21 protein-coding genes and 1 tRNA gene are annotated in these 25,263 nt (G+C 68.3%); 8 read left to right on the forward strand and 14 right to left on the reverse strand.

Annotated features, from left to right (window positions below):
* Positions 1-405: 405 nt before the first annotated feature.
* Positions 406-1,527 carry an epoxide hydrolase family protein gene (locus tag ACQ86A_RS15135; RefSeq protein WP_431277797.1) on the forward strand — a complete coding sequence of 374 codons (1,122 nt, stop codon included), beginning with the start codon at positions 406-408 and terminating at the stop codon, positions 1,525-1,527.
* On the opposite strand, the gene ACQ86A_RS15140 is transcribed toward ACQ86A_RS15135, so the two are convergent.
* Positions 1,524-2,402, reverse strand: a complete 879-nt coding sequence (locus ACQ86A_RS15140) for a LysR family transcriptional regulator ArgP (RefSeq protein ID WP_431277798.1) — start codon at positions 2,400-2,402, stop codon at positions 1,524-1,526. The two genes, ACQ86A_RS15135 and ACQ86A_RS15140, sit on opposite strands and share 4 nt — an antisense overlap.
* 69 nt (positions 2,403-2,471) lie before the next feature.
* On the opposite strand from ACQ86A_RS15140, the gene ACQ86A_RS15145 reads away from it, so the two are divergent.
* Complete coding sequence (locus ACQ86A_RS15145) at positions 2,472-3,089, forward strand: LysE/ArgO family amino acid transporter (protein WP_431277799.1); 618 nt, start codon at positions 2,472-2,474, stop codon at positions 3,087-3,089.
* 9 nt (positions 3,090-3,098) lie between these two features.
* Here the strand turns inward: ACQ86A_RS15145 and ACQ86A_RS15150 are convergent, their stop codons facing one another.
* Positions 3,099-3,572, reverse strand: coding sequence for an ATP-dependent zinc protease family protein (locus tag ACQ86A_RS15150; RefSeq protein WP_431277800.1), 474 nt, complete (start codon positions 3,570-3,572; stop codon positions 3,099-3,101).
* Positions 3,573-3,597: 25 nt separating this feature from the next.
* On the opposite strand from ACQ86A_RS15150, the gene rimK reads away from it, so the two are divergent.
* Positions 3,598-4,788 carry a 30S ribosomal protein S6--L-glutamate ligase gene (gene rimK / locus ACQ86A_RS15155; RefSeq protein ID WP_431280462.1) on the forward strand — a complete coding sequence of 397 codons (1,191 nt, stop codon included), beginning with the start codon at positions 3,598-3,600 and terminating at the stop codon, positions 4,786-4,788.
* Between the two features lie 6 nt (positions 4,789-4,794).
* Here rimK and ACQ86A_RS15160 read toward each other — a convergent pair whose 3' ends face one another.
* The 7 genes from ACQ86A_RS15160 to galU all read right to left on the reverse strand — a co-directional run bounded on the left by ACQ86A_RS15160 (position 4,795) and on the right by galU (position 13,005).
* The gene (locus tag ACQ86A_RS15160) at positions 4,795-7,815 is read right to left on the reverse strand and encodes an SCO7613 C-terminal domain-containing membrane protein (RefSeq protein WP_431277801.1); all 3,021 of its coding nucleotides are present in this window, start codon (positions 7,813-7,815) and stop codon (positions 4,795-4,797) included.
* Positions 7,803-8,561, reverse strand: a complete 759-nt coding sequence (locus tag ACQ86A_RS15165; RefSeq protein WP_431277802.1) for a hypothetical protein — start codon at positions 8,559-8,561, stop codon at positions 7,803-7,805. Before ACQ86A_RS15165 ends, ACQ86A_RS15160 begins: the two co-directional genes overlap by 13 nt.
* Before the next feature lie 83 nt (positions 8,562-8,644).
* Positions 8,645-9,937, reverse strand: a complete 1,293-nt coding sequence (locus tag ACQ86A_RS15170; protein WP_431277803.1) for an MFS transporter — start codon at positions 9,935-9,937, stop codon at positions 8,645-8,647.
* Between the two features lie 114 nt (positions 9,938-10,051).
* A tRNA-Ala gene (locus ACQ86A_RS15175) sits at positions 10,052-10,124 on the reverse strand.
* A 50-nt stretch (positions 10,125-10,174) separates the two neighbouring features.
* Complete coding sequence (locus ACQ86A_RS15180) at positions 10,175-11,236, reverse strand: hypothetical protein (protein WP_431277804.1); 1,062 nt, start codon at positions 11,234-11,236, stop codon at positions 10,175-10,177.
* A gap of 100 nt (positions 11,237-11,336) precedes the next feature.
* Positions 11,337-11,999: a GNAT family N-acetyltransferase gene (locus ACQ86A_RS15185; protein ID WP_431277805.1), complete on the reverse strand. Its 663-nt coding sequence runs from the start codon at positions 11,997-11,999 to the stop codon at positions 11,337-11,339.
* Positions 12,000-12,036: 37 nt separating this feature from the next.
* Positions 12,037-13,005 carry a UTP--glucose-1-phosphate uridylyltransferase GalU gene (gene galU / locus ACQ86A_RS15190; RefSeq protein WP_431277806.1) on the reverse strand — a complete coding sequence of 323 codons (969 nt, stop codon included), beginning with the start codon at positions 13,003-13,005 and terminating at the stop codon, positions 12,037-12,039.
* 58 nt (positions 13,006-13,063) lie between these two features.
* Between galU and ACQ86A_RS15195 the strand changes: the two genes are divergently transcribed.
* From ACQ86A_RS15195 to mscL, 3 genes are read left to right on the forward strand one after another with little or no spacing between them, the layout of a single operon-like run.
* Positions 13,064-13,648, forward strand: a complete 585-nt coding sequence (locus ACQ86A_RS15195; RefSeq protein ID WP_431277807.1) for a 5-formyltetrahydrofolate cyclo-ligase — start codon at positions 13,064-13,066, stop codon at positions 13,646-13,648.
* A 42-nt stretch (positions 13,649-13,690) separates the two neighbouring features.
* Complete coding sequence (locus tag ACQ86A_RS15200; RefSeq protein ID WP_431277808.1) at positions 13,691-14,023, forward strand: FmdB family zinc ribbon protein; 333 nt, start codon at positions 13,691-13,693, stop codon at positions 14,021-14,023.
* A gap of 22 nt (positions 14,024-14,045) precedes the next feature.
* The gene (gene mscL / locus ACQ86A_RS15205; RefSeq protein WP_431277809.1) at positions 14,046-14,495 is read left to right on the forward strand and encodes a large conductance mechanosensitive channel protein MscL; all 450 of its coding nucleotides are present in this window, start codon (positions 14,046-14,048) and stop codon (positions 14,493-14,495) included.
* A 113-nt stretch (positions 14,496-14,608) separates the two neighbouring features.
* Here the strand turns inward: mscL and ACQ86A_RS15210 are convergent, their stop codons facing one another.
* The 5 genes from ACQ86A_RS15210 to ACQ86A_RS15230 form a co-directional block, all read right to left on the reverse strand.
* Positions 14,609-14,836 carry a hypothetical protein gene (locus ACQ86A_RS15210; protein WP_431277810.1) on the reverse strand — a complete coding sequence of 76 codons (228 nt, stop codon included), beginning with the start codon at positions 14,834-14,836 and terminating at the stop codon, positions 14,609-14,611.
* A gap of 28 nt (positions 14,837-14,864) precedes the next feature.
* Positions 14,865-18,632, reverse strand: a complete 3,768-nt coding sequence (locus ACQ86A_RS15215) for an AAA family ATPase (protein WP_431277811.1) — start codon at positions 18,630-18,632, stop codon at positions 14,865-14,867.
* 75 nt (positions 18,633-18,707) lie between these two features.
* Positions 18,708-19,433 carry a hypothetical protein gene (locus ACQ86A_RS15220; RefSeq protein ID WP_431277812.1) on the reverse strand — a complete coding sequence of 242 codons (726 nt, stop codon included), beginning with the start codon at positions 19,431-19,433 and terminating at the stop codon, positions 18,708-18,710.
* Between the two features lie 40 nt (positions 19,434-19,473).
* Positions 19,474-20,757, reverse strand: coding sequence for an MFS transporter (locus ACQ86A_RS15225; protein WP_431277813.1), 1,284 nt, complete (start codon positions 20,755-20,757; stop codon positions 19,474-19,476).
* A gap of 26 nt (positions 20,758-20,783) precedes the next feature.
* Positions 20,784-21,383, reverse strand: coding sequence for an ArsR/SmtB family transcription factor (locus tag ACQ86A_RS15230; RefSeq protein WP_431277814.1), 600 nt, complete (start codon positions 21,381-21,383; stop codon positions 20,784-20,786).
* A gap of 99 nt (positions 21,384-21,482) precedes the next feature.
* Between ACQ86A_RS15230 and ACQ86A_RS15235 the strand changes: the two genes are divergently transcribed.
* Positions 21,483-24,131, forward strand: a complete 2,649-nt coding sequence (locus tag ACQ86A_RS15235) for a hypothetical protein (protein ID WP_431277815.1) — start codon at positions 21,483-21,485, stop codon at positions 24,129-24,131.
* Positions 24,122-25,171: an SCO7613 C-terminal domain-containing membrane protein gene (locus tag ACQ86A_RS15240; RefSeq protein ID WP_431277816.1), complete on the forward strand. Its 1,050-nt coding sequence runs from the start codon at positions 24,122-24,124 to the stop codon at positions 25,169-25,171. Before ACQ86A_RS15235 ends, ACQ86A_RS15240 begins: the two co-directional genes overlap by 10 nt.
* Positions 25,172-25,263 lie beyond the last annotated feature (92 nt).

Raw genomic sequence — 25,263 nt, forward strand, 5'->3', positions numbered from 1 at the left:
TCGCACTCGGCTCGAGGGATACGGTGTCCGACATCGGCGTCTGTTTGTCAGAAGCCAGAACGCTCATGAGGGCGCTCGGATCCAGAAGGTCAGGGGGGCCGGCGCTAGCACTTTCCGCGAACCCTCCCGCCGAGACGATTGCGAGTGTCGATGCCAGGACTAGGTTGCGTATCGCCCGCACTGTTGTTCGTTTCATTGAATCCCCAAATCGACATCCTGCGAGGTTCCCGCGTGTTCGATGAGAAGCGACGGTAAGCAGGTCAGATTTAGAATCTAATCTCTAAGTTGTAATATTTTAATATCTTTTGCGATTCAGCAGACGTGGCAAGGCATCTGGATCGGCGTGACACTCATGTGGCGCGGTGGCCCGCCCACCATGTCGCAGGCCGCGAATAGGCTCACGGCATGGCCACCTTCACCGCGCCCGAACCCTTCCGCATCGCGATCCCGGATGCCGAGCTCGACGAGCTGCGCGAGCGGCTCTCCCGCACGCGCTATCCGGTGCAGACGCCCTCCGAGCCGTGGGAGGCCGGCGTAGACATCGCGTACCTCAAGGACCTCATGACCGAATGGCGCGACGGATTCGATTGGCGGGCCGCCGAGCAGCGCCTGAACACGCTCCCCCATTTCACGACGACCGTGAACGGCGAGCGCATCCACTTCGTGCACCTGAAGGCGCAGCCAGGTCAGGATGCGCGAGCGCCCATCCCGATCATCCTGAGCCACGGCTGGCCGTACTCCTTCATCGAGATGCTTCCGCTCGCGCAGCTGCTCGCGGCCGACGGCTTCGACGTCGTCGTGCCCTCCCTGCCCGGCTATGGATTCTCCGACGTCATGGCCGAGCCCTTCACCTCGCCGGCCGTCGCCGCGCGGTGGCACACGCTGATGACCGACGTGCTCGGGTACGAGAAGTACGCCACCTACGGGGAGGATGTCGGTACCTGGACGAGCGATCGACTCGCGGCCGCGCATCCGGAAGCCGTCATCGGGCTTTTCGCGACGCACGCGGCCTTCCCGCCTGAAGAGCGCGCGAACGACCTCACCGGTGAGGAGCAGGCCTTCGTCGACTGGCTCGCGGCCAAATGGAAGCGCGCCAGCGCATACTCGGCTCAGCAATCGACCAGGCCGGACACGCTCGCGGTCGGGCTGACGGACTCCCCGGCCGGTCTCGCCGCCTGGCTGCTCGAGAAGTTCCGCGAGTGGAGCGGAACCGCCGAGATCTCCGATTATTGGAGCAGGGATGAGCTGCTCACAACGATCTCGCTCTACTGGTTCACGGGCACGATCGCTACGTCCTTCCGGTCATACTTCGACGATCGGGACGAGCCGTCAATGCCGATGATCGACGTTCCAGTGGGCGTGTCCATCCAGTGGGGTGAGCGCGGCTTCCCGCGGCACTACGCCGAGCGCACGTACACCGACATCCGTTTCTGGAACGAGCTGCCCAGCGGCGGTCACTTCACGGCGAAGCAGTCGCCCGACCTCGTCGCGGCCGACATGCACACGTTCTTCGACGCGATCGACTAGCGAACCGTCTCGGCCGCCGCCGAAGCCAGGGTCGCGGCGACGGCGGCGAGCGTCGACGACTCCACCGACCACTGCTGCCAGAACAGCGGGACGTCAACCGCGCCGGCCTCGTCCAGCACGACGATACGACCGTCGGCGAGCAGTGGCTCGGACTGCAGGTCGGGCAGCATTCCCCAGCCCAGTCCGAGCTCAGCGGCGCGCACGAACTCCGTCGAAGCGGGAACGTAGTGCCGCGGCGGGTGCCCACCGGGGGCACGCAACGCGAGGTACCGATCCTGCAGCGCATCCTTGCGGTCGAACACCAGCATGGGAGCGTTCCCCAGCGCCGCACGGCTGAACCCGTCGGCGAGCCATCGAGCGACGAACGTCGGGGATGCGCAGGGCCGGTAACGCATCGTCCCGAGTCGCGTGACGACGCAGCCGGGCACAGGCTCGGGCTCCGACGTGATCGCGGCCATGACCGTGCCGTCGCGCAGCCTGTCAAGCGTGTGCGCCTGGTCGTCGAGCGTGATGTCGAAGCTCACCTCGGGCAGCGACGCCAGCGCCGGAAGCACCCAGGTGGCGAGCGAGTCGGCGTTGATCACGAGCGGGATGACCGGCCGCGCGCTCGCTCCATCAGCGCCCAGCGACTCGAGCGCCTCGCTCTCCAGCAGCGCGACCTGACGTGCCAGACGGAGCAGGATGCGCCCTGCCTCGGTCGGTCCGATCGGCTTGGTGCGCATGACGAGCACCCGACCCACTCGCTGCTCGAGACTCTTCATCCGCTGGCTCACTGCAGACGGCGTGACGTGGAGCGCCTCGGCCGCGCGTTCGAAGGTGCCGTGGTCGATGACCGCGGCGAGCGTCCTCAGTTGATCGGCGTCCACATCCATCATTAGCCATGCTAATGCTCGATGAGAAAGTTGAGCTTCACTGATTGCACTCGGATCCCTAGAGTCGAACGCGTGACTCCTGCCGCCGCCTTCGCCACCCTGCTTACCGGGCTCGGTGCGGGAGCATCCCTCATCGTCGCCATCGGCGCACAGAACGCCTACGTTCTGCGGCAGGGCCTGCGTCGCGAGCATGTGCTGCCGATCGTGCTCATCTGCATCGTCAGCGACGCCATCCTGATCGCCGCCGGAGTCGCGGGGATCGGCGCCCTCATCAAGGCGGCTCCCCTGGCGCTTGAGATCGTCCGCTGGGCGGGGTTCGCCTTCCTCATCCTCTACGCGGCCTTCGCCGCGCAGCGCGCGTTCCGTCCCGAGCACCTGCAGGCGTCAAACGGCGCGGGCGCAACTACGCTCTTGGCGGCGGTCGCCACCTGCGTCGCGCTCACCTGGCTCAACCCGCACGTCTACCTCGACACCGTGCTGCTGCTCGGCTCCCTGTCGGCTGCGCACGGCGACCCGGGACGCTGGGTCTTCGGCGCGGGCGCCGTGCTCGCGAGCATCCTGTGGTTCGGGATGCTCGGCTTCGGCGCTCGCTACCTCGCGCCGGTCTTCGCGCGCCCGATCGCGTGGCGCATCCTGGACGGAGCGATCGCCGTGCTGATGGTCGTGCTGGCCGTACTGCTGGTGGTCTAAGAAGGCGCGCTACTCGCGGCCGCGGTTGCGTCGCCGCACCCCGCGCGGCGCCCGCCCGGCGACGAAGGATTCGCCCGGGTCAACGATGAAACCCTGACGGAGCGCCTCGCGGCCGATGAGCATCCGGAACCCCATCTGGTCGCGGTTGCTCAGGGTCGTCTCGGCTGTCACCGTTCGCCCGAAAATCTCGATCTCGAGCAGAACGACGATGCGCTCTTCGGTGTGCCCCGATGAGCTGCGCACCGTGCGACGGTCGTGCACGGCACACTCCACCTCGACGATGTCCTCCTCCGACCGCTGCCACGGTCGCACCGAGAACCGCACCCGGTCGCCGCCGGCGAGCTCCTCGATGTCGAAGGCGTGCAGCGCCGAGCTGCGCGCGCCGGTGTCGAGTTTCGCCTTGATCCAAGAAACACCGATTCCGGGCAGGGTCACCCATTCGCGCCAACCGACGATGGTGCTTGAATGGATGTCGTCTTTCACCCCACCATCTTGGCAGGAGCTCACGATCAAACTCGCCATCCTTTCGCGCGCCCCGCAGGCATACTCGACGCAGAGACTGCGCGCTGCGGCCCAACAGCGGGGCCACCGGGTCAAGGTGCTCGACACGCTCCGCTTCGCGATCGACCTCTCCGGGCCTGAACCCGACCTGCAGTATCGCGGTCGCCTGCTCTCGGACTACGACGCGGTGCTGCCTCGCATCGGCAACTCGATCACCTACTTCGGCACCGCGGTGGTGCGCCAATTCGAGCAGATGGACGTGTACACGCCGAACACCGCCAACGGCATCACGAACTCGCGCGACAAGCTCCGTGCGACGCAGATTCTGTCGCGCCACAACATCGGCATGCCGGCGACCGCGTTCGTGCACAGCCGGGCGGATGTGCGGCTCGCCATCGAGCGGGTCGGCGGCGCTCCCGTGGTCATCAAGCTGCTCGAGGGCACCCAGGGAATCGGCGTGATCCTCGCGCCCGAGGTGAAGATCGCCGAGGCCATCATCGAGACCCTGCACTCGACCAAGCAGAACGTGCTCATCCAGAGCTTCATCTCCGAGAGCCGCGGCCGGGACATCAGAGCACTCGTGGTCGGCGACCGCGTCGTGGCCGCGATGCGCCGTGTTGCGAGCGGCGACGAGTTCCGCTCGAACGTTCACCGCGGTGGAACGGTCGAGCCCGTCGAACTGACGCCAGAGTTCGAGCAGGCAGCCGTGCGATCGGCGCAGATCATGGGTCTGCGCGTCGCCGGCGTCGACATGCTCGAAGGCAACGAAGGTCCGCTCGTCATGGAGGTCAACTCATCGCCGGGGCTGGAAGGCATCGAGCGGGCAACCGGACTCGACGTGGCCGGCGCGATCATCGACTTCATCGACAACCAGGTCGCGTTCCCCGAGATCGACGTGCGCCAGCGGCTCAGCGTCTCGACCGGTTATGGCGTCGCCGAGCTGCTCGTGCACGCCAACGCCGATCTGGTGGGCAAACGGGTAGGCGACTCGGGCCTCGGCGAGCGGGACATCACCGTGCTCACGCTGCACCGTGGCACATCCGTCATCCCGAACCCGCGCAGCGGCGTCGAGCTGGAGGCGGGCGATCGGCTTCTCTGCTTCGGCAAGCTCGAGGAGATGCGCTCCATGATCCCCGAGCGGCGTCGGCGACGCACCAAGGTGCGCAAGCTCCCGAAGGAGCCGATCCCCGAGGGGTGATCCGGGTCAGCGCAGCGCCGAGATGCTCGCCACGATCGAGCGGGCGTTCTGGATGCGGTGCTCGTAGCGCGCTGCGAGGGCGATGAGGATCGCACCGCCGATCCCGAGCCAGAGCCACCACGGAACCGTCTCGTAGAGATCGCTGATCCACGGCCACAGCTGGGCGATCGCGTGCCAGATCAGCACCACACCTCCGAGGACGAATGGTGCCTGCCAACGGAGCAGGAGTCCGGCGACGAGCACCGCGAGCGCCACGACGCCGAGCGCGACCGCCCGCCAGAGCACCGACGGTCCGTAGTCGGCGATGAGCGGCGGGATGAGCAGCACGACGAGGCCGGGGCCGAGGGCGGGCCAACTGCGAAGCTCGCTGCCGCGCATCCGGAACCACCCGTGCACCAGAAGGCCGAGCGCCAACGGAACGGTGACGACCTCGAACGGGTCGATCTGGCCGATCGTGAGCGCGCTGATCGAAAGGAGCACGGCGACGCCGTAACCTGCCCAGCCGACGACGGGCGTCAGCGGGGAGCGGCGAATGACGAAGCCTAGAACCGCGATCGCTGTTGCGGCACTGACGAGCACCAGCGCTCGCACCTCCTGGTCCGGCGCGACGCCCACGAGCGCGACGAGGCCGCCGAAGGCGACGGTGACGGCGAGTGCCACGCCTGACGCCCGCTCGAGCGGGGGAATCGCAGCGTCGCGCGCGAGACGCGCCAGCCCCCATGCCCCAGCGGCCAGCACGACAAAGCCAACGGCCAGCCAGATGTCCGACCCGGGCGACTGAGCGTGCCGCGCCACCGTCGCGACGACGCCAGTAGCACCCGCGAGTGCGATAGCTGTCCGTTCGGCCACCGCCCGGTCACCGAGCGGCACGAAGAGCGGCACGATGACCAGAACGGCCGACACGATCCCGACGACGACCGAACGAACGGTCGTCTCCGCGTCGCTGATCGCCAGTGGGACCAGGGATGCGCTCAGCCCGGCGAAGACAAGGGCAGCGATCCCGAGACGGTACCGGTCCGTCGACGGACGGAAGCTCCACACGAGTACCGCCACGACCAGCAGTGCGGCAGACAGCGGCAGCACATACGGTTCAAGCGAGGTCACGTCCGCTCGACCGAGCTGCACCCAGAGCGCGCCGACCCCGAGTGCGAGCGCGAGCCAGCCGAGGTGACGACGCCAGGATGTTGACCGCAGCAGGCCATCGGCATCGATCGCCGCGACCACCGTCGCCAGAGCACCGAACAGCAGGATGATCGGCAGGTTCGACCCGAGAGCGGCGACCAACGCTCCGACGAACAGGATCACCGCGCCTGCATCTGTCCAGGTGCGCCCGATGTCAGCGTTGAGGAGCGCGGAGACGTATCCGGCGACCACGACGATCAGCACCACGACTCCGGGGATGACCGCGCCGGCTGCGGGGTCGATCGTGATCCCGACCAGGCTCAGGATGCGCACGGCCTCGACGACGACCGTCCACAGTGCGAGGGCCGCAAGCAGCGCAGCAGCGATTCGTCCGACGGATGCGTCCCGATTCTGCGGAGCTGTGAGCCAGACAGCGATCGCGGCAACGGCGAGGACGCCCGCGGCGAAGGCGACCACATCCGGAACCATGATCCCTGTGCCGGGAGCGGCTGATTCGAACTGCAACTGCCAGCCGAAGGCGACGGTGCCGGCGATCGCCGCCAACACGAACCCGCCCGAGCGTTCGAGTGCCGTCGCGAAGCCACGCACTGGAACCGCGAGGATAAGGGCGATCGCGCCGGCGGCCACCGCGAGCCATTCGGCCACGCCCGCGACACCGCGGTCGACACCGGTCGGCGGGAACGCTTCGTGCACGGCGATGGGCGCGAGGGCGACCGAGACAAAAAGGAAGGCGACAGTGCCGAGAAGGAGGAACAGCCGGGCCTCGACCTTCGACGCGGCACGGAACGCGAGCGCCACCCCGATCGCGCCGACCGAGGCCAGGGACCAACTCCAGAATTCGGCGAACGACACGATGTAGGCGAGCGCGGGAAGAAGGATCGCCGCAGTGCGAACGGGCGCGCGGAGCGAGACCGACAGCTCCGTGAACCTCGCGAGCACCCACAGTGCGGCCGCGGCGAGGGCCAAGCACACCACCACGATGACCAGCGGCGCGGCGAGGAACGGGATGGCGAACGCCACGCCCACAAGGGCTACCCAAGCCGCACCGATCGCTCGCGGTCCGGACAGCAGGCGGGCCGCGAACCAGGCCACGCCCGCCACGATGACGGCCGCCGCGAGCGCCAGAACGGCGGCGATCGACTGCTCCGACGGGGTCACGAGCGGCGCGAACGGCTCACCAACCCAGGCCGTGCGTCGCGCCGACAGGATGTTCACGAGCGGAAGTGCCGCGACGACCGCCACCGAGACGAAAGCGACGGCAGCGCTGATCCCTGCTCCGAGGGCGCCTCCAGAAAACGCACCGCGCGCGCGGACGGATGCCCAGCGCGAGGCGAAGACGTCGCATCCGGCGGCGACGACGACACCGAGCAGCAGGGGCCACCAGATCAAAGCGATCGGAGATTCCGTCCGCAGGGAGACAAGGGCGGCCGCCGCAGCGGGAAGCAGTCCGACCGCCGCGCATACGACAACTCCGACGCGGCGAAGACCGGCAGACCGTTCGTGGAGGGTGAGCGGGATGCCGTGGGCCAGTCCCAGGATCACGAGCGCGCCCATCGTCACGGCCGGTGCCCACGCCCAGTCGGGCACTGCGAAGACCGCGCTGAGGGTGGCGCCGATTGCGGCGACACTCCCGAGGGTGAGAAGTGCGATGCGCTCGGCGGTCAGGGCAACCGGGTAGTGCATCCGTTCGACCAAGGGATCGAGAAAGACCCAGACCAGCGTCGCGACAGCTGAGGCGAGGAAGCCGAAGTACAGGTCGAGATACGGAGCCGCGTCAGCTGTCAGGCCTGCCGCGAGCAATCCCGCGCCGATCGGGAATGTCGAGAAGGCCGCGACGCTCGCCACCCTCAGCCGGGAGAACCGGAACCAGATCACGAACAGCACGGACGCCGAAACCAGCGCCGTGCCCCAATAGACCGTGCCCGAGCCGCCCCCGCACCGAAGAGGTCGTTCGATCGCGCCAACCAGATGTCGAGAAGGACGAAAGCGACCGCGAGCGCGCCGATGCCCTCGGCCGTCGCCGGAAGCCGCTTGCGGAGCCACGACGCGAGCCCGATCGCAAGCGCGGTCAGCAGCCCGATCACGATCGACCGGAACAGCAGCCCGTTGGCGATGAACGCGACGATCAGGAAGAAGACCGCCGCGACCGCGACCAGCACGACGCCGGTGGCGAGCAGCAGCACCTGAACGCTCGACCTGCGACGGGGATGCGCATCCGGAGCCGGAGCAGCACTTGGCTGCTCGCGCGGTGGGGCGGGCGGTTGCGCGGGAAGGGGCGGCGGCGATGCGGGCACGCTCGGTGCGACCGGCTGAACGTCGACGCGCGACTCGACCCGAGACACCGTCACAACCTCAGCCGCAGCCCGCGCACCCGCCTCCTTCTCGAACCGCAGCCGGCCGATGAGCTGCGCTCGCCTCGACATCGCACGTGACGCATCCTGAGACGCGTCGAACAAGAGAGCGCTAGCCTCACCCTGCAGACGCAGCCCGCAGACCGGGCAGTCGATGCCGTCGAGCACCGAGAAGCAGGCCGGACACAGCGCGGGGTCGGTCAGATATCCCGGACCCGAAGGCCAGTCGATCCGCCCGACCGAGCGCGCGAAAGACGCCTCGTTCGACTCCGTAGTCACAGTCACTCCCCCGTGCCGTCATGGATTCCCCCGACGACGAGGCCCATGATGATCCCCGTCTGGGCACCAGTATGGCGTATCGCTCAGGTCGACTCCGGCACGTCGGGCACCCCGGATGTGGGGGTTGAAGCATCGTCGAGCGCCGACTTCGTGTCTGCGGGGTCGCGCTGGCGACGGCTCAGATACAGGATGGGCACCCCGACGAGCTCGACGACGCCGCCGATGACGAGCGACGTCCCGTAGCCCCAGAGGTCGGCCGAGCGACCCAGCGCCGGCTGGATGAAGACTCCGCCGAGACTGCCGAACAGCGAGTCGAACGACAGCACGGTCGCGCGCTGCTTCGACGGGATCATGTCGTTGAGATACGCCTGACGAACCGGACCGGCGACCGCGAACACGAATCCCCAGACGACCAGCAAGATGACCGCGAGCCAGAAGATGGCGTTGATGCCGAGCAGCACGAGGATGACGACGCTGGCCAGCGAGGCGCCGATGATGGTGGTCGTCCGCCGGGCGAAGAGCTGGCGGATCCGGGGTGCCAGGATGCCCCCGGCTACCTGAGCGAGCGAGAGCACTGCGGCCGCAAGTCCCGCGATCGAATACGCCGTCTCGTCCCCGTAGAGCTGCAGCAGGTACGGCTGCAATGCGTAGAAGGCGTAGATCCCGACGCCGCCCGCGAAAGGGGCGGAGAGGATCACATATCGCACCGACGGCTTTCGCAGCCCGTGATCGATCGACTGCTTCAGGACCTCGCGCGTCGCGCTCAATGGACCTCTTGAGCGATCAGGTGTGAAGCCCATGTCCCTCATCGCGAAAACGGCATAGATGAGCATCACGAGGAGCACACCGGCTCTCAGGAGGAAGGGAACGCCCAGGTTGGTCGCCTGGGCGATCACCCCGCCGAGCACGGAGCCGGTGAACATCGCGATGCCGGTCACCACGAGGCCTCGCCCGAAGACCGCCTCGAGGCTGCCGCTGTACCCGGTCGAGGTCAGCGCATCGACGAGCCACGCATCCACGGCGCCCGAGAAGAAGGTGAAGCCGAGCCCCAGAAGCACGGAGACCAGCGCCCACCAGATGAAGGGCGCGTGCCATAGCCACATCAGCCAATAGAGCCCGGTACTGACCGACAGGGTGATGGTGCCGAGGAGGAACGACGCTTTGCGGCCCACCGTGTCGGCGACCACACCCGTCGGGATCTCGAAGAGCACCATCCCCGCGGTGAAGAACGCGTTGGCGGCGAACGCCTCGAAGTTGGTCAGGCCTGCGTCCAGAAGGAAGAGGGTGTTGATTCCCCAGATGAACGACGCCGCCAGCGTGTTGCCGAGCATCAGGATGAGGTAGACGCGTTGCACCCGCCGCGACGCCGGATTCACGACGCGCGACCTAACGCATCACACCGTCGAGTCACACAGCCATCATCGACCCCCGGGGAGCGGATAGCTAGGACTAGTCGAGGCTGCTCGGTTTGGTGCCGAGCGGATTCAGGGTGGAGCTAAGGAGATTCGAACTCCTGACCTCTTCGATGCGAACGAAGCGCGCTACCAACTGCGCCATAGCCCCTTGAACTGCTTAGAAACGATATCACCCGGGCGGGGTGGATATCGAATCGGTCAGCTCGCGGCGCGGCGGCGGCGCAGTGCGGCGTCGAGGTCGATCGCGCCTGCATCCAGTCCGTCGACGACGCCCATGGCCGCGTAGCGGCTCGGCACCGCGGCGGGAGCGGTTGCGACAGGTGTCTCGACCCGCTCGGGAGCGAGCGCGACGGCAGGACGCAGCGGCGCGACATCCGGAGTCAGCTCTGCGGCTCGGCGGTCGATCTCGGCACGGGCGGCCGCGCGGCGAAGCTGGGTGGCCGCATCCATCGACGCCATCGTGCTCGCCGCGATCGTGCCCTTGGAAAGGTGCAGCGGCTTGGGAAGGGGCTGCGGCGTCCAGGTCTGGCGCACAGGACGCTGGCGTTCAGCGACGACGTGGTCGGCCTGGTCATAGAGGTTCGGAGCCTGAGGCGCGGCGACGACAGACCGTGCCGCCGTCTCGACGGAACGGGGGCGCGCAAGACGGCCGAGCATCCCGATCGCGCCGATCCCCACGACCCCTGAAACGGCGAGAAGGACCCATGCCCCGGTCGTCGCGAGGGTGGCGACGCCGGCCACCGCGCCGATGAACGCCAGCACGAGAACGATCGTGCTGAGCGCACGGGAACGGCGAAGGCGGCGTCGACGTTGCGGAGACAGCACCGGAGCGGCAGATGCTGCGGTAGCGAGAACTCGAGCACGCTGGGCGGCTGCTGCCCGAGCTGCGCGCTCGACCGAGATCGCTCGGTGTGCGGCGCGTTCGGCCTCCTCGGCGGCGGCCCGCGCCTCCTCGGCGATCGCACGCTCGCGGCGGGCGTCGGCCTCGGCTGCGGCACGCGCCTCGGCGAGGGTCTTCTGCTGAACCCGCTTCAGGATGCGCTGCTGCTCGGCGACCGCGCGCGCGTTGGCCTCGAAGCGCACCTCGTCCGGGATCTCGCTCGTCTCGGCGAGGATGCGCAGGGTCTGCTGCAACCGCACCGCGTTGCGCTCGGTCGCGAGGTACTCGCGTCGGCGCAGCCAGACAGGGATCAGGTAGGCCAGCCAGAGCACAGCCGCGAGGGCGACTACCACCCCGCCGCCCATCACGTCCCCATTCATGTCTCTAAGGTAGGGGGCGCAGTGCGCGCACACCGGTCAGTCGGTCGGGTGTGTTCCGAGCCTGCGACGAATCTCAGAGAAAGCTGCGGCCGGCAAGCGGTCAGCGGTCGCGGGCGATCGGGATGGGGTTGGCGGCCGCCGCCCTGTCCTCGGCCGTGATCATGGCCGCATCCGTCGGCGCCTGACCGTCGAGCCAGCGGCGCAGCACACCCTGCGTCAACTCCTCGGTGACGAGGCCGAAGCAGTAGTGGTCACGCCAGTCGCCGTTGATGTGGATGTAGCGTCGGCGAAGCCCCTCGTAGCGGAAGCCGAGCTTCTCGACCACGCGCAGGCTGGGTGCGTTCTCCGGACGGATGCAGATCTCCATGCGGTGCAGCCCGAGCTGGTAGAAGCAGTAGTCGGTAGCGAGCGCGACAGCGGTCGGCGTGATGTTCCGGCCCGCGAACTGCTCTGAGATCCAGTAACCGATGGTCGCCGACGACAGCGAGCCGTATGTGATCGACGACACGTTCAACTGCCCGGCGAGCTCGCCGTCGTACTCCACGATGAACGGTAGACCGTGGCCGGCCCGGGCGTTGGTGAGCAGCGACCGGATGCTGGAGCGCGTGTCGAAGGACATCGGCGAGTACGGACTCGTGGCCTCCCACTGGCGCAACCAGCTGCGGTTGTCGAGCAGGGAGCGCTCGAGTGGGCGCGCATCCCGAAGCCGGATGGGTCGCAGAGTCACCCTGCCCTCACTCAGAGTGGGAACAACGATCGCCACTGACCTTCCCTTCTCGGTGTCGGCGCTGCGGTGTGCGCTAGTTGCGGGGGCTCGCCAGCGAGTCTGCGGGCGTGGTGGTCATCTCGTCGACGATCTCGTGCGAGGCGGGGGCGTCGTCGAGTCCGGCGGCGAATTCGCGCAGCCAGGGACGCAGCTCCGGGCCGAGATCGGCGCGGTCGACCGCGAGCTGCACGATGGCCTTGATGTAGTCGAGGCGGTCGCCCGTGTCGTACCGGCGACCGCGGAAAACGACTCCGTACACGCCACCGGCGATGCTCTCGTCGGCAGCGAGGGTCTCGAGGGCGTCGGTGAGCTGGATCTCCCCGCCCTTTCCGGGCTCGGTGCGCTCGAGCACCTCGAAGACCTCGGGGCGCAGCACGTAGCGGCCGATGATGGCGTAGTTCGACGGCGCATGCTCGCGGTCGGGCTTCTCGACGAGTCCGGTGACGCGCACGACGTCGTCCGCGTCGGTGGTCTCGACGGCGGCGGCACCGTAGAGGTGGATCTGACTGGGGTCGACCTCGAGCAGGGCGACGACGGTCGCGTTCTTCTCCTGCTGCACTTCGAGCATCCGGTCGAGCAGCGTGTCGCGGCTGTCGATGATGTCATCACCGAGCAGAACGGCGAAAGCCTCGTCGCCCACGTGCATCTTGGCGCGCAGCACGGCGTGGCCGAGACCCTTCGGGTCGCCCTGACGCACGTAGTGCATGTCAGCGAGGTCGGTTGAGTAGTTCACCTTCTCGAGGCGATCGGTGTCGCCCTTCTGAACGAGGGATGCCTCGAGCTCGGTGGCGCGGTCAAAGTGGTTCTCGAGGGCGTTCTTGTTGCGGCCGGTCACCATGAGCACATCGTGCAGGCCCGCATCCACCGCCTCTTCGACGACGTACTGGATGGCCGGCTTGTCGACCACAGGAAGCATCTCCTTGGGCATCGCCTTCGTGGCGGGGAGGAAGCGAGTTCCCAGACCCGCCGCGGGGATGACTGCCTTCGTTACGCGTTTTGCCATTTGTTCAGGTTATCGGCATTTGCGGGCCGCTCTCGGCGCAATCTCTTAGGATTGCCCCATGGACTCGGATAATGCCGCCCTTCGCAAGCGCGCACTGCGCGCCGAACTCCGCGAACGCCGGCACAACCTCACGAGCACCGAGCGCAGCTCGGCGACGGAGGGCCTGACCCGCAATCTGGTCGATCTAGCCACCGACCTCTCCATCCGCTCGGTCGCCGCGTACCTCTCTACCGCCAACGAACCCGACACGCGCCCGTTCCTCAACTGGGCGCACAAAGAAGGTCTGCGCGTACTGCTGCCGATCTCGCGCGAAGACGGGCTGCTCGACTGGACCACCGGGGACGGCGAGACCGAGACCGAGGGGCTCTTCGGGATGCCCGAGGCCGTCGGCGAACTGCTCGGCCCGATCGCCATCAACGACGTCGACCTGATCGTCGTGCCCGCTGCCGCCGTCGACCAGACCGGGATGCGGATGGGCTGGGGTCGCGGCTATTTCGACAAGACCCTGGGCAGCATGGAAAAATGTCCCCCGGTGTATGCGGTGCTCTACGACGGCGAACTCGTCGACGAAGTGCCCCGAGAACGGCACGACCAGCCCGTTGACGGCGCCGTCACCCCGACCAGGATCGTGCAGTTCTCGTAACGGTCCGCGTCACCCGACACCCTGATCCACCTGGAGCCCTCCTTGCCTACTTACTCGTACTCGTGCCGCGACTGCGGAACCGCCTTCGACATCCAGCAGGCGTTCACGGACGACGCGCTCACGGTCTGCCCCACCTGCGGCGGCAGCCTGCGCAAGGTGTTCGGGGCGGTCGGGGTCACCTTCAACGGCTCGGGGTTCTACCGCACCGACTCGCGGAGTGCGAGCAAGTCGAGCACGCCGGCGGCTTCTAAGCCTGCGGGTGGGTCTTCGACGTCGTCGGGTTCCTCTTCTTCGGGCTCGTCGTCGGGTTCGTCCTCATCGTCTTCCTCGTCTTCGTCCTCGGGCTCCAGCTCCCCCTCGTCCAGCTCGTCCTGATCCTCACCGAAAGGAACGACCCTTGCTCAAAGGTTTCAAGGAGTTCATCCTCCGCGGCAACGTCATCGACCTGGCCGTCGCGGTGGTCATCGGCGCCGCGTTCACCGCGGTCGTCAACTCGATCGTCAACAACATCTTCAACCCGCTGATCGGCGCACTGTTCAACGCGGACGACTTCACCAATTCGCTCAACGTGACGATCGGCGACGCGACCATCAAGTTCGGCGCGGTCTTCGCGGCGATCATCCAGTTCCTGATCATCGCGGTGGTCGTGTACTTCGTCTTCGTGTACCCGATCAACCTCGCGAAGAACCGCGCGCAGAAGCTGCGCAACCAGGGAGTGGTGGAGCCCGAGGCCCCGGTCACCGAGCTCGACGTGCTCTCCGAGATCCGCGACCTGCTGCAGACGCAGCGCACGGCCCCGGCCGCCGCTCCCGAGATCGCCCCCGGCTCCGGCAAGCACGCCGAGTAGCCCCTCCCCGCGCTCGCCCCCGCCTACCGCTGCCGCTGACTTGCGGAAAATCGACCTTCCCCCGTGCCGCGAAGGTCGATTCGCCGCCACTCAGCGCAATCGGCGGGCGCGCGTTACCAGTGCGGGGGGACGTCCTGCTTGAGGCGGTCGTCGTTGGTGTCGGTGGCGCGTGCGCCCCAGGCGCGGTCGGTGTCCTCGGTGGCGCGCGCGGGCGCATCCTGAACCTGCGGGGTGGGGTCGGTGCCCGGCACGGCTGGGACGTGCACGCGCCGGTGCTTGCGAACGGGTCGCGCGCCCACAGCGGGCTGCGCGTTCTGTTCGGGCACGGCGTCTTCAGTCACCCGTCCAGCGTAACCGCCGGTTGAGCGGCTAGGAGGCGGCCGGCACTCCGGGCAGCGTGATCGGTGCGGTCTCGGTGCTCACGTCGCTGACGCCGATCAGCGTGGCGATGCGCGCGGCGACCGCATCCGGATCGGCGAAGAGCTCGAAGCTGTGCACCCGCAGGTAGTGCCAGCCGAGGCGACGCAGCACGTCCGGGCGCAGCCGCAGCGACTCGCGCAGGCTGCCACGGTTGACGTCGTCATCGGTCTCGACGGCGACCGCGCGTCCCGCGTTGGAGGCGACCAGCGCGAGCTTGCCGCGGTAGCCGACCTGCACGTCGAGCCCGCGCCGCGCGAGGCGCCTGGCCAGATCGAGCAGCATCGGCTCGGTGTCGTGACTCAGGTACTGGGGCGTGGATGCGGCGATCTGGTCGGCCTCGCCGAGAACCTGGGCCAGCGCTGCGATGCCGTGGCGCATCCGGGACTCGTCGATGTCCTCAGGCTTGAAGCACGAGACGATGTCCATCGACCGGCGCGCTCGCGTCATGCCGACGGCGAGCAGTCGCTCTCCCCCGGGCTCGGCAAGAGCGCCGAAGTTCGAGAGCAGTCGGCCGTGCGGTGTGCGACCGTAGCCGATCGAGAAGATGACGCGGTCGCGGCTCTGGGCCACCGACTGCTCCAGCGTGACGACCGTGAACGGTTCTGCACGGTCCTTCAGGATGAAGTCGGCCAGCTCCGTACGCTTGGCGAACGCCGCCAGCACGGCCTGGTTCACCCGCACAGCGTGTCGTTCGCTGGCGGTGATGACCATGAGGGATTCGCGCGGTCGCGCACTCGCGTGCTCGAGCACCAGCTCGACGACCTTCGACACCTCGGCGTCCGTGCTCTCGACGGCACCGGTGTCGGAGTCGGGCATGCCCTGACCGCCGCTGACGTAGTTGAGGGTGAGGCTGCCGTGGCCGAGGTACGTTCCCGCCCACGGGAGCGAGTCGATCTTGCCGCCGTAGAAGCGGCGATTGATCAGGTCGGCGAGGTCTTCGCCGCCGGCCCGGTAGCTGCGCGTCAGCGTGTAGACGGGGAAGAGCTCGGAGAGCTGCGCGAGGGCCGAGTCGGCGTGTGCCGCGTCGACGTCGAGCGCTTCGACCGTCTTGCCGTACTCGTGCACGCCGATGTCGAAGTGCGACGGCGTCTGAGTGACCGGGTCGCCGAACGCGACGACCTGGCGGGCGCGACGGATCACGGCGACGTTCTCGGCGAGGCTCGACGCCCCGGCGTCGACCAGGAAGACCGCGTCGAAGGCGAGGTCGGTGCTGATCGAGGAGATCTCGTACGGCGAGGTGAGCCAGACGGGTGCGAGCGGCCGCGCCAGGTGCGGAGCGGCGGCGTTGAGCGTCTCGGCCGAGGTCTGGTCGCCTTTCAGCAACTTCTTGAGCGCCGCTGCCTCTTCCGGCCAGTCGACGATGCCGATCTTCCAGGTCTCGGCGAGCATCCAGGCCAGTTGCTGACCGGTCGCGGAGGCGTGCGCCTCGTCCACGAGTCGGAAATCGGCCTCGAGTCGGTCGAGCACGCCGGTGTTGGCGCTGAGCAGCGCGCGATCCGACGCGAGCAGGCTCTCGAGCACCGACTGCCACCAGGCGAGCTCGAGTTCAGCACTCACCTGGGTGTCGGGAACATGACGCTGCGACAGGTCGGCAAGCAGGGGGTCGAGTTTGCGGTCGCGCAGTTCGCCGAGCAGCGCGGTGCGCTCCTGCAGGTTGGCGAGCACTTCCGACTCGGCCGACAGTCCGGCGATCTGACGGGTCAGCTCGTCGATCGGCAGCACCGAGAGCGAGTTCGGCGATCCGGTGCGGCGGAGCGGGATGTCGAGCCGCGCGAGGTCTTCGGCGACGCGCTGGTACGCGACCTGCACATCCGCGAGGCCCGTCGGCAGCTCGGGTACGACGCCTGCCGCTGCGAACCGCTGCCACAGGATGCGCTGCTGCTGGATGCGCCGCAGGCACTCGTTCAGGTCGGTGACGTGCACTCCCGGACGCACGTATTCGAGCGCCAGCTTGCGGAGCCGACGACGGTTCGCGCCCGACATGTTCGGGGATTCGCGTCGCGTCGAGGTCGCCGCGATCAACTCCGCGAGGGAGCGGTCGTAGACGGCCGGCAGGAACTTGTCGAGCGTCTCGCGAACATCGAGGAGGAGGCGCAGGTAGACGCCGAGCTCCGCGATCGACTCGAACGGGCGCATCCGGGTCTGGCCGATGAGTGTCTTGGCGCGCTCGATCAGCCGCGGAAGCTCGGCCCGGTTGAGCTTCTTGGCGAGGTCGTGGGCGGCGTTGCCCTCGGCGGTGGTGGCGAAGGATGCGCCGTACCAGGGCGAGTCGTTCGGGCCGTAGCGGAACTCCCCGAGCCGCGCGGCCTTGATCAAGGAATCGGCAGCGAGGGCGCGGTCGCGGGCGAGCGATTCGATCGCGTCGCGGTCGAGACGGGCCGTCGTCGACGGCGGTGTCGGGAGCAGCGAGAGACGAGACAGTTCGCCGAGTGCTTCGAGCACAGAGACGCCGAGCACTGGATCCTTGCGCGTCAGCGCTGCCCGGTAGTCGAGGAGCACCTTGCGCAGGCGCACCAGCGCCTCATCCACGTCGGTCACTCGCGGCTGGGCCGCCTTCTCGTTACGCCCGATCGACTGGATCACGTCGCGGCGAAGAGTGCGCGGCGTCACCGCGAGACCGGCGAGGCCGACCTGGCTGAGCCGGTGGGAGATGTCGTCGAGGCTCGACCGCCGTGGGCTCACGACGAGTACGCGCTTGTGCTGACCGACGAGCGCTCCGATGGCGTTGACGATGGTCTGCGTTCCGCCGGTGCCCGGCAGGGTCTTCACGACGATGGAGTTGCCGGCGGTGATCTGCGCGACGACGTTCTCCTGCTCCTCATCCGCGTCGAGAAGGAGGGTGTCTGTGGTCGGCGGGCGCTCATCCTGACGCAAAGCGGTCACCGGGTTGAAAGCACCCTCGACCGTGCGACGTGCGGACGGGTTGCCGGCGAGCGCGTTGAGCACGACGGTGTCGAGATCGGCCGCCTCGACGCTCAACGACTTGGCCACGTCGGCGAACGATGAGACCACGAGACGCGGCTGCACGTTGAACCACGGGAGGTGCGATGTGAGTCCGCGCAAACGATCGATGACGGGCTGCGGCTTGAAGACGCCGTTGGTGAGTGCCAGGGCGACGAACGCATCCGCGTCGAGGGTGATCTGGAACTGCTCGACGAGGGCGCGAGCGAGCTCGGGATTGAGGAACGGCTGTCCCTTGAGCTTCAGCTCGAAGTCGCGGCCGTAGCGCCGGATGGCGAGCGGCCGCAGCAGGATCGGCGCGGTGAACTCGTCGCCGCCGTGCCGCCACTGGGCCAGGCCGATCGCGAGGTGAACCGACTCGATGCCTCGCACCGAGCGCAGTTCGATGCCTTTCGCCGTGATCGCGTTGGCGGCGGCTCGCGCCGTGCGCAGCGCGAGCTCGTCACGGATCAGGCTGGACAGCAGAGTGCTCTGTCCCGTGATGAAGGGAGGAAGGCCACCCGGATGCGTCGAGCTCAGCTCGATGCGGGTGCGCGGGCTGTCTTCGAAGTGCAGCAGGGGCGAGGCGCCGCCGAGTTCGGCGATCTCGTCTCTCCAGCGCTGCCAGACCGGGTCCGCGATGTTGCCTGCGACGAGCCCCGGGTCGCCGAGGCTGAGCGCGTGCGGCGATGTCGTGTTCTGGGGGTTCAGGGCGTCGTCGTCTGGGATGACCGACGCCAAGTCGTCATCCTCGTTTTTCCTGTCGAGTCGCCACACACGGCCACCCTACGTGCACATCCGCGCAATCCCGGGAGATCAGGGCGAGTTTCGCGCGAAAGACGGTGAGGCGCCTCAGTTCACCCGCAGGGGCGACCGGTGAGCCAGTTCGACGACGATCGCCCGGTCGTTTCCGGGGTTCGCCGCGTCGAACCAGAGACGCGTCTCCTGACCGTTCTCGATCGGATCGGCCGCGTTGATCGTCATCATCCGCTGCACCCAGCGCTGCACCCCTTGTCGGTCGGTGAAGGTGAACGTGACGGTGGTCAGGATGCGGTTCGACTCGTGGAAGACCGTGTATCCCTTGTCCGAGACGGTCGCCGTCGCAAGCGTTCCGGTGCGCATCGTCTCCTCGTCGGCACGCGCTCGACGACGGCGGGTCGCGGCCGCCCAGCCGCCGAGCGCCAGGCAGATGACGGCGAGCACGAGGAGCGCCACCCCGATGATCGCGACGACCGCCGGATCCGGATAACTGCCGGATGCGATGAGCGCTCCGACCCCGCCTCCCGCCAGTGACGCCGCGTTGCCGTACATGATGCCGATGTCGGAGCGCTTGATCACGATCGCACCCCAGGCGATCGAGGAGCCGATGAGAAGGAGCATGCCGACCGGGATGGCGATCAGGATGCTCACGTCAGGGACGTCGAGCTCGGCGTCGATCATCCGCCCGAAGCTCCCCCAGCCGTAGCCGGCCAACAGACCGCCGACGAACAGTAAGAGCAGTACGACGACGACACGGACGGTGGACGGGCGGCGGCTCTCGCGCAGTCGGCGGGCGATGCTCGGGTCGACGGTGCTCATGCCCCCAGTGAAACGGATGGCCGCCGCCCGGCGCAAGGGATCATGCCGTCGTGACAGGCGCTCCCCCAATCACGGTCCGCTCGCGGAGCAGCGCCAGGCCGAGGACTCCGCACAGGAGATAGACCCCGGCCTGGCCGTTCAGGATCGCTACCACGTCCACCTGCGCCGAGAGCAGACCGGCCACGAGCAGGCCCGCGCCCTGGGCCGCGCCGCCGAAGGTCGTGACGCTCGCGAAGACGCGACCGAGGGCATCCGGAGGCGTGACGCGTTGCACGATGGTGATCATGCCGCTCATCGTGGCCACCCCGGGAATGCCCACGAGGATGAACAGGCCGACGTAGACCCACACCGCGGTCGTCACCCCGGAGAGATTCCAGGTGACGAGCGAGATCGCGCCGAACAACAAGTATCCCCAGCCGACGAGCATCCGTGGGGCGAAGTGGCGGATGAGGACTCCCGTGAGCAATCCGCCGATCACGCCGCCGATCGCCTGCACACCCCGCAGCAGGCCGACTTCTGCGTCGCTTGCTCCGAGATCCTGCACGACGTAGACGATGAACAGCACCAGGAAGATGCCCTGCGCGAACTGGGCGAGAGTCGTGATTCCGGTGACGGCCGCAAGCGGTTTGACCCTCTTGATCGTGGCCAGACCGTCGGCCCACTGCCTCAAGAAGTGGAGTCGCGGGATCGGCTCCCCCGACGGATGCGGTTGCCGCGCCCCCGGACGGCTGAGAGCCACGAGACCCGCACTCACGACGTAGCTGGCCGCATCGATGACGACCACGCCCGGCAGCCCGACGAGCGTGAATGCGAGGCCACCGAGCGGCGACCCGATCAACCGCGCGAGGTTCTCGCTGACCGCCATAAGCGCGTTGCCCGTTCCGAGCTGGTCGGCGTCCACCAGGCGGGGCACGAGCGCCTGCTTGGCCGGATTGACGATCGCGCCGAGACAGGCCTCGATCGCTGCGACCGCGTAGACGATCCACATCCGGTCGGCGGATGCCCACAGGAGAGGGATGAGCATCGCGCCCTGCAGCAGGTTAGTCAGGATCATCGTGCGGCGGTGATCCCACCGGTCGACGAGCACGCCCAGAAAACTGCCGAGTACGAGCATCGGGATGAGCTCGGCGAGGAACACGGTCGAGGCGCCGAGCGCAGACCCGGTCGCGGCGAACGCGAACAGCGGGAGCGCGATCATCAACAGCCAGTCGCCGGTGTCGGAGATGAAGCTGCTCGCCCAGACGAGGGCGAAGTCGCGGCGCAGGAGCGGCGAGCGCGTGCGGGCGCGGGTGGCCGTGGCGGTGTCGGTATCGGTGTCGGTCACGGTCTCTGTCTCGCTGTCTGGCTCGGTCACGGTCGCACCGCATCCGGATGCAGGTAGGCGTTGAGGTGAAGGGCGACCACGTCTGCGTCCTCGGGGGCGTCGTCGCGCGTGAGCCCGATGTACGGGCGGATGAGCGCGTCGAGGCGCTCGCCCAGGTCACGGAGCTCGGCCGGCGTCAGCCGGAGCGCGTATCCGCTGAGCATGGTCGCATCCCGCCACGCCTCGGGCAGCTCGTCGCGCTGAGCGACGGCGCGACGGGTCAGCGTCGCTTCGTCGTCGATCTGCTTCTCGACGAGCATCCGCTCGGCGGAGCCGATTCCGAACGCGAGCGCGGGGTCGTCGGTGTGTCCGAACTGCAAGCCGGTCGCGGTCGAGCGCCAGGGACGTTCGCGCCCGTCCACCGGATCTACCGATTCCACCAGCCCGAATCGAGCCAGCGACCGCAGGTGGTAGCTGCAGTTCGACGCCGTCGATCCGACAACCTCGGCGCACTGGCTCGCGGTCTGGGCGCCGAACGCCATCAGGTGGTTCAGCAACGCCAGCCGCAGAGGATGCGCGAGCGCACGCAACGCGCGAGCGTCGGTGACCTGGCGCCGATCCTCCGGTTGAGCCGATGTGAAAGACATGTTTCACATTGTGCACCGCCGAGGATCATCCGTCAAGCGGACCGAATACATCGCCCGATGGACGTGTCCGCATCCCGCCGCTCCCTAGCTTGAGGAGCTATGAGCGATCGTGCAGACCCGCCACCGCCCCGAGTCGACGACGCCGCGGGCGCCGGGTGGACCTACGCGACGATCGCCTATCTGCAACAAGAGGCACGGTGCCCGCGCTGTCTCTCCGGGCGGATGGACGGCAGCGTCTGTCAGACTTGCTTCGCCGATCTGAGAGGCGAGTGGGGCGGCCGGATGCGCGAAGCCTCCGCTGCTGTCGTCGCCGCCCTCCGGAATCGGCAGCAGACCGTGCTGTCGCTGCCCACGCTTCCATCGGCCGGGGCGCCTAGCGTCGCGCAGACGGTTCCCGAGGCCTACCATCTCCCCGTCACCGCGGCGGAGCTCGCGCGCCAGACAGCGCGAGCCGCTCAGCAGACTGCGCCGCCCGAGCAGCAGGTGAGCGTGCAATCCGTTCTGGCGGTCACCGGCGCCGCTCTGCTCGCCGTCGCGGCGATCGTGTTCACCTTTCTCAACCCCGACCTCACCGACGTCGGCGCACGCACCGCGATCGTCGCCGGCGTAGCCGTTCTGTTCCTCTCCGGCGGCTGGCTCCTTGCCCGGCGGTCGCTCCGGTTCTCGGCCGAGACCATCGGCGCCCTCGGCATCGTCTTCGCCGTGCTCGCTGGCTGGGCCCTCGCCGCGATCGTCCCCGACGGCGTGATGACCCGGCTCGGCGCAGCCACTGCGACCCTCGTGCTCTCATCGCTCGCGGTCATCGCTGCGACCCGGGTGAGGATGCGCACCTGGCTCTGGTGCGGACTGGTCGGGATCGGCATCACCCCGGCGATCGCGGCCTCGGCCTGGTCGTCCCCGTGGTCTGCGATTCTCGGATCCCTTGGCTGCGCCTTCTCCGCGCTGCTCGTGCTCGCGCTCATCCGACGGCTCGAACCAGGTTTCAGGCGCCCGCTGGCCGCTGATCGGGTGACGGCGACGATTCTCCAGCTCACCGCGTTGACCGTCATGCTCTCTGTGCTGGTCGGCCTGAGCGGCCGCAGTGATTCGGTTCCCTTCGCACCCGTTCTCGTGGTCGCAGCGTCGGCCGTGCTCGCGGCGCTCACCGCGCGCGAGTTCATCCCTGGATTCTGGAGCGTCGCTGCCGGCGCCCTCGCAGTGGCGGCTGCCGCAGCTGTCCCGGTGCAGTTCGATCTGGGCAGCGAGTCGGTGTACTGGATCGTCGCTCTCGCACCCCTGGCGGCGACGGCCGCGCTGGTCGCCCTCACAATTCTCCCTTCGATGGGCGCCTTGCAGCGTTCCAGGATGCTCGGCGGAGCCTGGACTCTCGCGCGGGCCACCGCGATCCCCGCCGTCCTGATGCTGTTGGTCGAACTGCTCACGACTTTCCGCCCGGTCGCGGGGCTGGGAACCGACCCGTGGTTCGGCGTCTCCGTCGTGGCCGCGCTCACGATCACCGCGGGTGGCTCGTTCGCGCTGGTGCGCATTGCTCGCCCGTTGAGCGTCAAGAATGAGGCTGTATTCGGGGCGAGCATCGCTGTGGTCGCGCTACACGCGATCGCAGCCTGCGCTTGGTTCGCAGAGCCGGTGCGTGCGGCGGTGGCTCTCGTGCTCGCCGCGGGACTCGTCGCAGCCCTGTCGAAGCGAGGGCCGCTGCGGACCGTGTCGGCCCGCATCCGTCTGCCGCTCATCCTCGGCTCGCACACCCTTCTGTTCTATGCTGCGGTGGTCGCCTGGAGCACTCCGTGGAGTCAGGTGGCAGTTAGCGCGGGAGTCGTCGCTGCTCTGGCTCTGCTCGCGACGATCGTTCCCCGCACCTTCAGACCGGTCTACGTAGCGGCCGGTTTTCTCTACGGCCTGATCGTGCTCGGCACCGCGCTGGGCCTCACCGGACTCGACCCCACCGCGAACCTCTGCATCACGACGTCCGTCGGTGTGCTGACAGCGATCGCGGCGACGATGGCTAAGGGGATGAGTTTCGACACGTGGGTCGCGGTGCTCGCCTCCGCTACCATCCCGTTCCTCGTGACCGTGGCTATGGTGATCGTCGCCCGCAGCGGCTGGACCGCGCTGCCCACCGCCTTCACGTTCGTGCTGGCCCTGACCATCGTTCTCGACCGGCGGGAGAGGCTGCACCGGACGCTGCGCGGCGTTGCGGCCGCCGCGCTCGTCCCGTCGCTCGCCGTCGTCATCATCACGCTCGGCGCCCAGATCCTCAGCGGCAGTGCGTCGCCCGTGACGCTGCCGATCATTGCAGCCATCGTCGCCGTCGCCGTGCCAGCGACCCGGAGGATCGGTGCTCTGCTGGCCGCGCGCGGGATGCCCGCCGACCACGTCGCGGCCGTGCGGCTCTGGATCGAGGTCTCGGGGCTCGTGACCGGAGCGATAGCGATCCTGCTCGCGGTGATCCGCGTGGCCGCCGGCGCTCAGACCGCGCTGCTCGTGTTCCTCATCCTCGGCGTCGGGGCCGCGGCGACCTCCCTGGTGGCTCGCCGTTCATACGGCTGGTGGGCGGCCGGAGCGTGCTGGACGGGTGCACTCTGGAGCACGTTGGTGCTTCTCGGCATCACATCGGTCGAGCTGTATCTGTTGCCGCCCGCGATCGTTGCGGTCGCGATCGGCGCGATCGCGGTGGGCCGCGGTCGCCGAGCGCTCCCCTGTTCGCCGTCGGTCTCGCTTGCGCGGTCGCGCCCAGCCTCGTGCTTCTGACCGTCTTCGGGGCGGAGGATGCGTTCCCGTGGCGGGCCGTCATCCTGCTCGGGGCCGCACTGGGTGCTCTGCTCGGCGGCCGACTCGCTGGTCGGCGCGCGTCGACCGCATCCCTCGAACTCCCCACCCTGGTCGTCGCGCTGGTGACGGCGGCCGCGGGTAGCCTGCAGGCGGTGCGATACGGCTGGGGGCTCGACAGCATCCAGTGGCCGGCCACGACCGTCATGGTCCCGGTGCTCGGGCTCAGTCTCGCGTCGGCGATTCTCGCGACCGGTGCCGGGTGGCGATTGCGACGGGTGACAAGCAGCCGACTCATTCTCGCGCCGGCGCTCCTTCTGCTGCTGGCCGGTCCCTGGACCGCCAACCGACCGGATGCGATGCCCATCCTGACTCTCTGGATCCTCACCGCACTGCTTCTCGGCGGCATGCTGGTGACGACGGTGATCGCGCGACGCCGCACGACCTCCCTTCCGCCCGTCTGGCTGTGGTTCGTTCTCGCCTGGATCACCGCGGTGGTCGGCTGGAGCATGCGCGAGCTGCGGGTCGAGGCGTTCTCGCTCCCGCTCGGGCTCGCTCTGCTGGCCTGCGGAGTACTCGGGTTCACCGCGGCGGCCGGAGTGCCGTCGGACGACACGGCGGCCGATGCAGCGCACCGCACTGCGACGACCTGGCCGCTCGGTTTCCGTGGCTCCTGGCAGACGCTCGCACCCGGGATGATCGTGCTGCTATTGCCGTCCGTGCTCGCGACAGCGACCGACCCACTCACCTGGCGGGCCGTCCTCGTGATCGCGGTCGCGCTGGCGGCGATTCTCGTGGGATCGTCGCGTAAGCTCGCGGCCCTGTTCATCCTGGGCCTCGTCGTCCTCCCGATCGAGAACGTGATCGTCTTCGTGGTGCAGATCGGTCACTCCATCGGTGCGCTCCCCTGGTGGATCACGCTCGCTACCGCGGGCGCCGTACTGCTCGTGCTGGCGGTGAGCTCGGAGCGAAAGACCTCCGGAGTACGTTCTACCGCCGCGTTGCTGCGCGACCTGCGCTGAGACCGAGCGGCTGGCGACTGCCCCTGACCTGCGAATCCTGAGGGAATGCCCCACGGGGCTCCGCGTTGTTGTAGAACGTTAACGACCTCATT

Source organism: Leifsonia poae, assembly GCF_050632195.1.
GTDB lineage: Bacteria > Actinomycetota > Actinomycetes > Actinomycetales > Microbacteriaceae > Leifsonia > Leifsonia poae_C.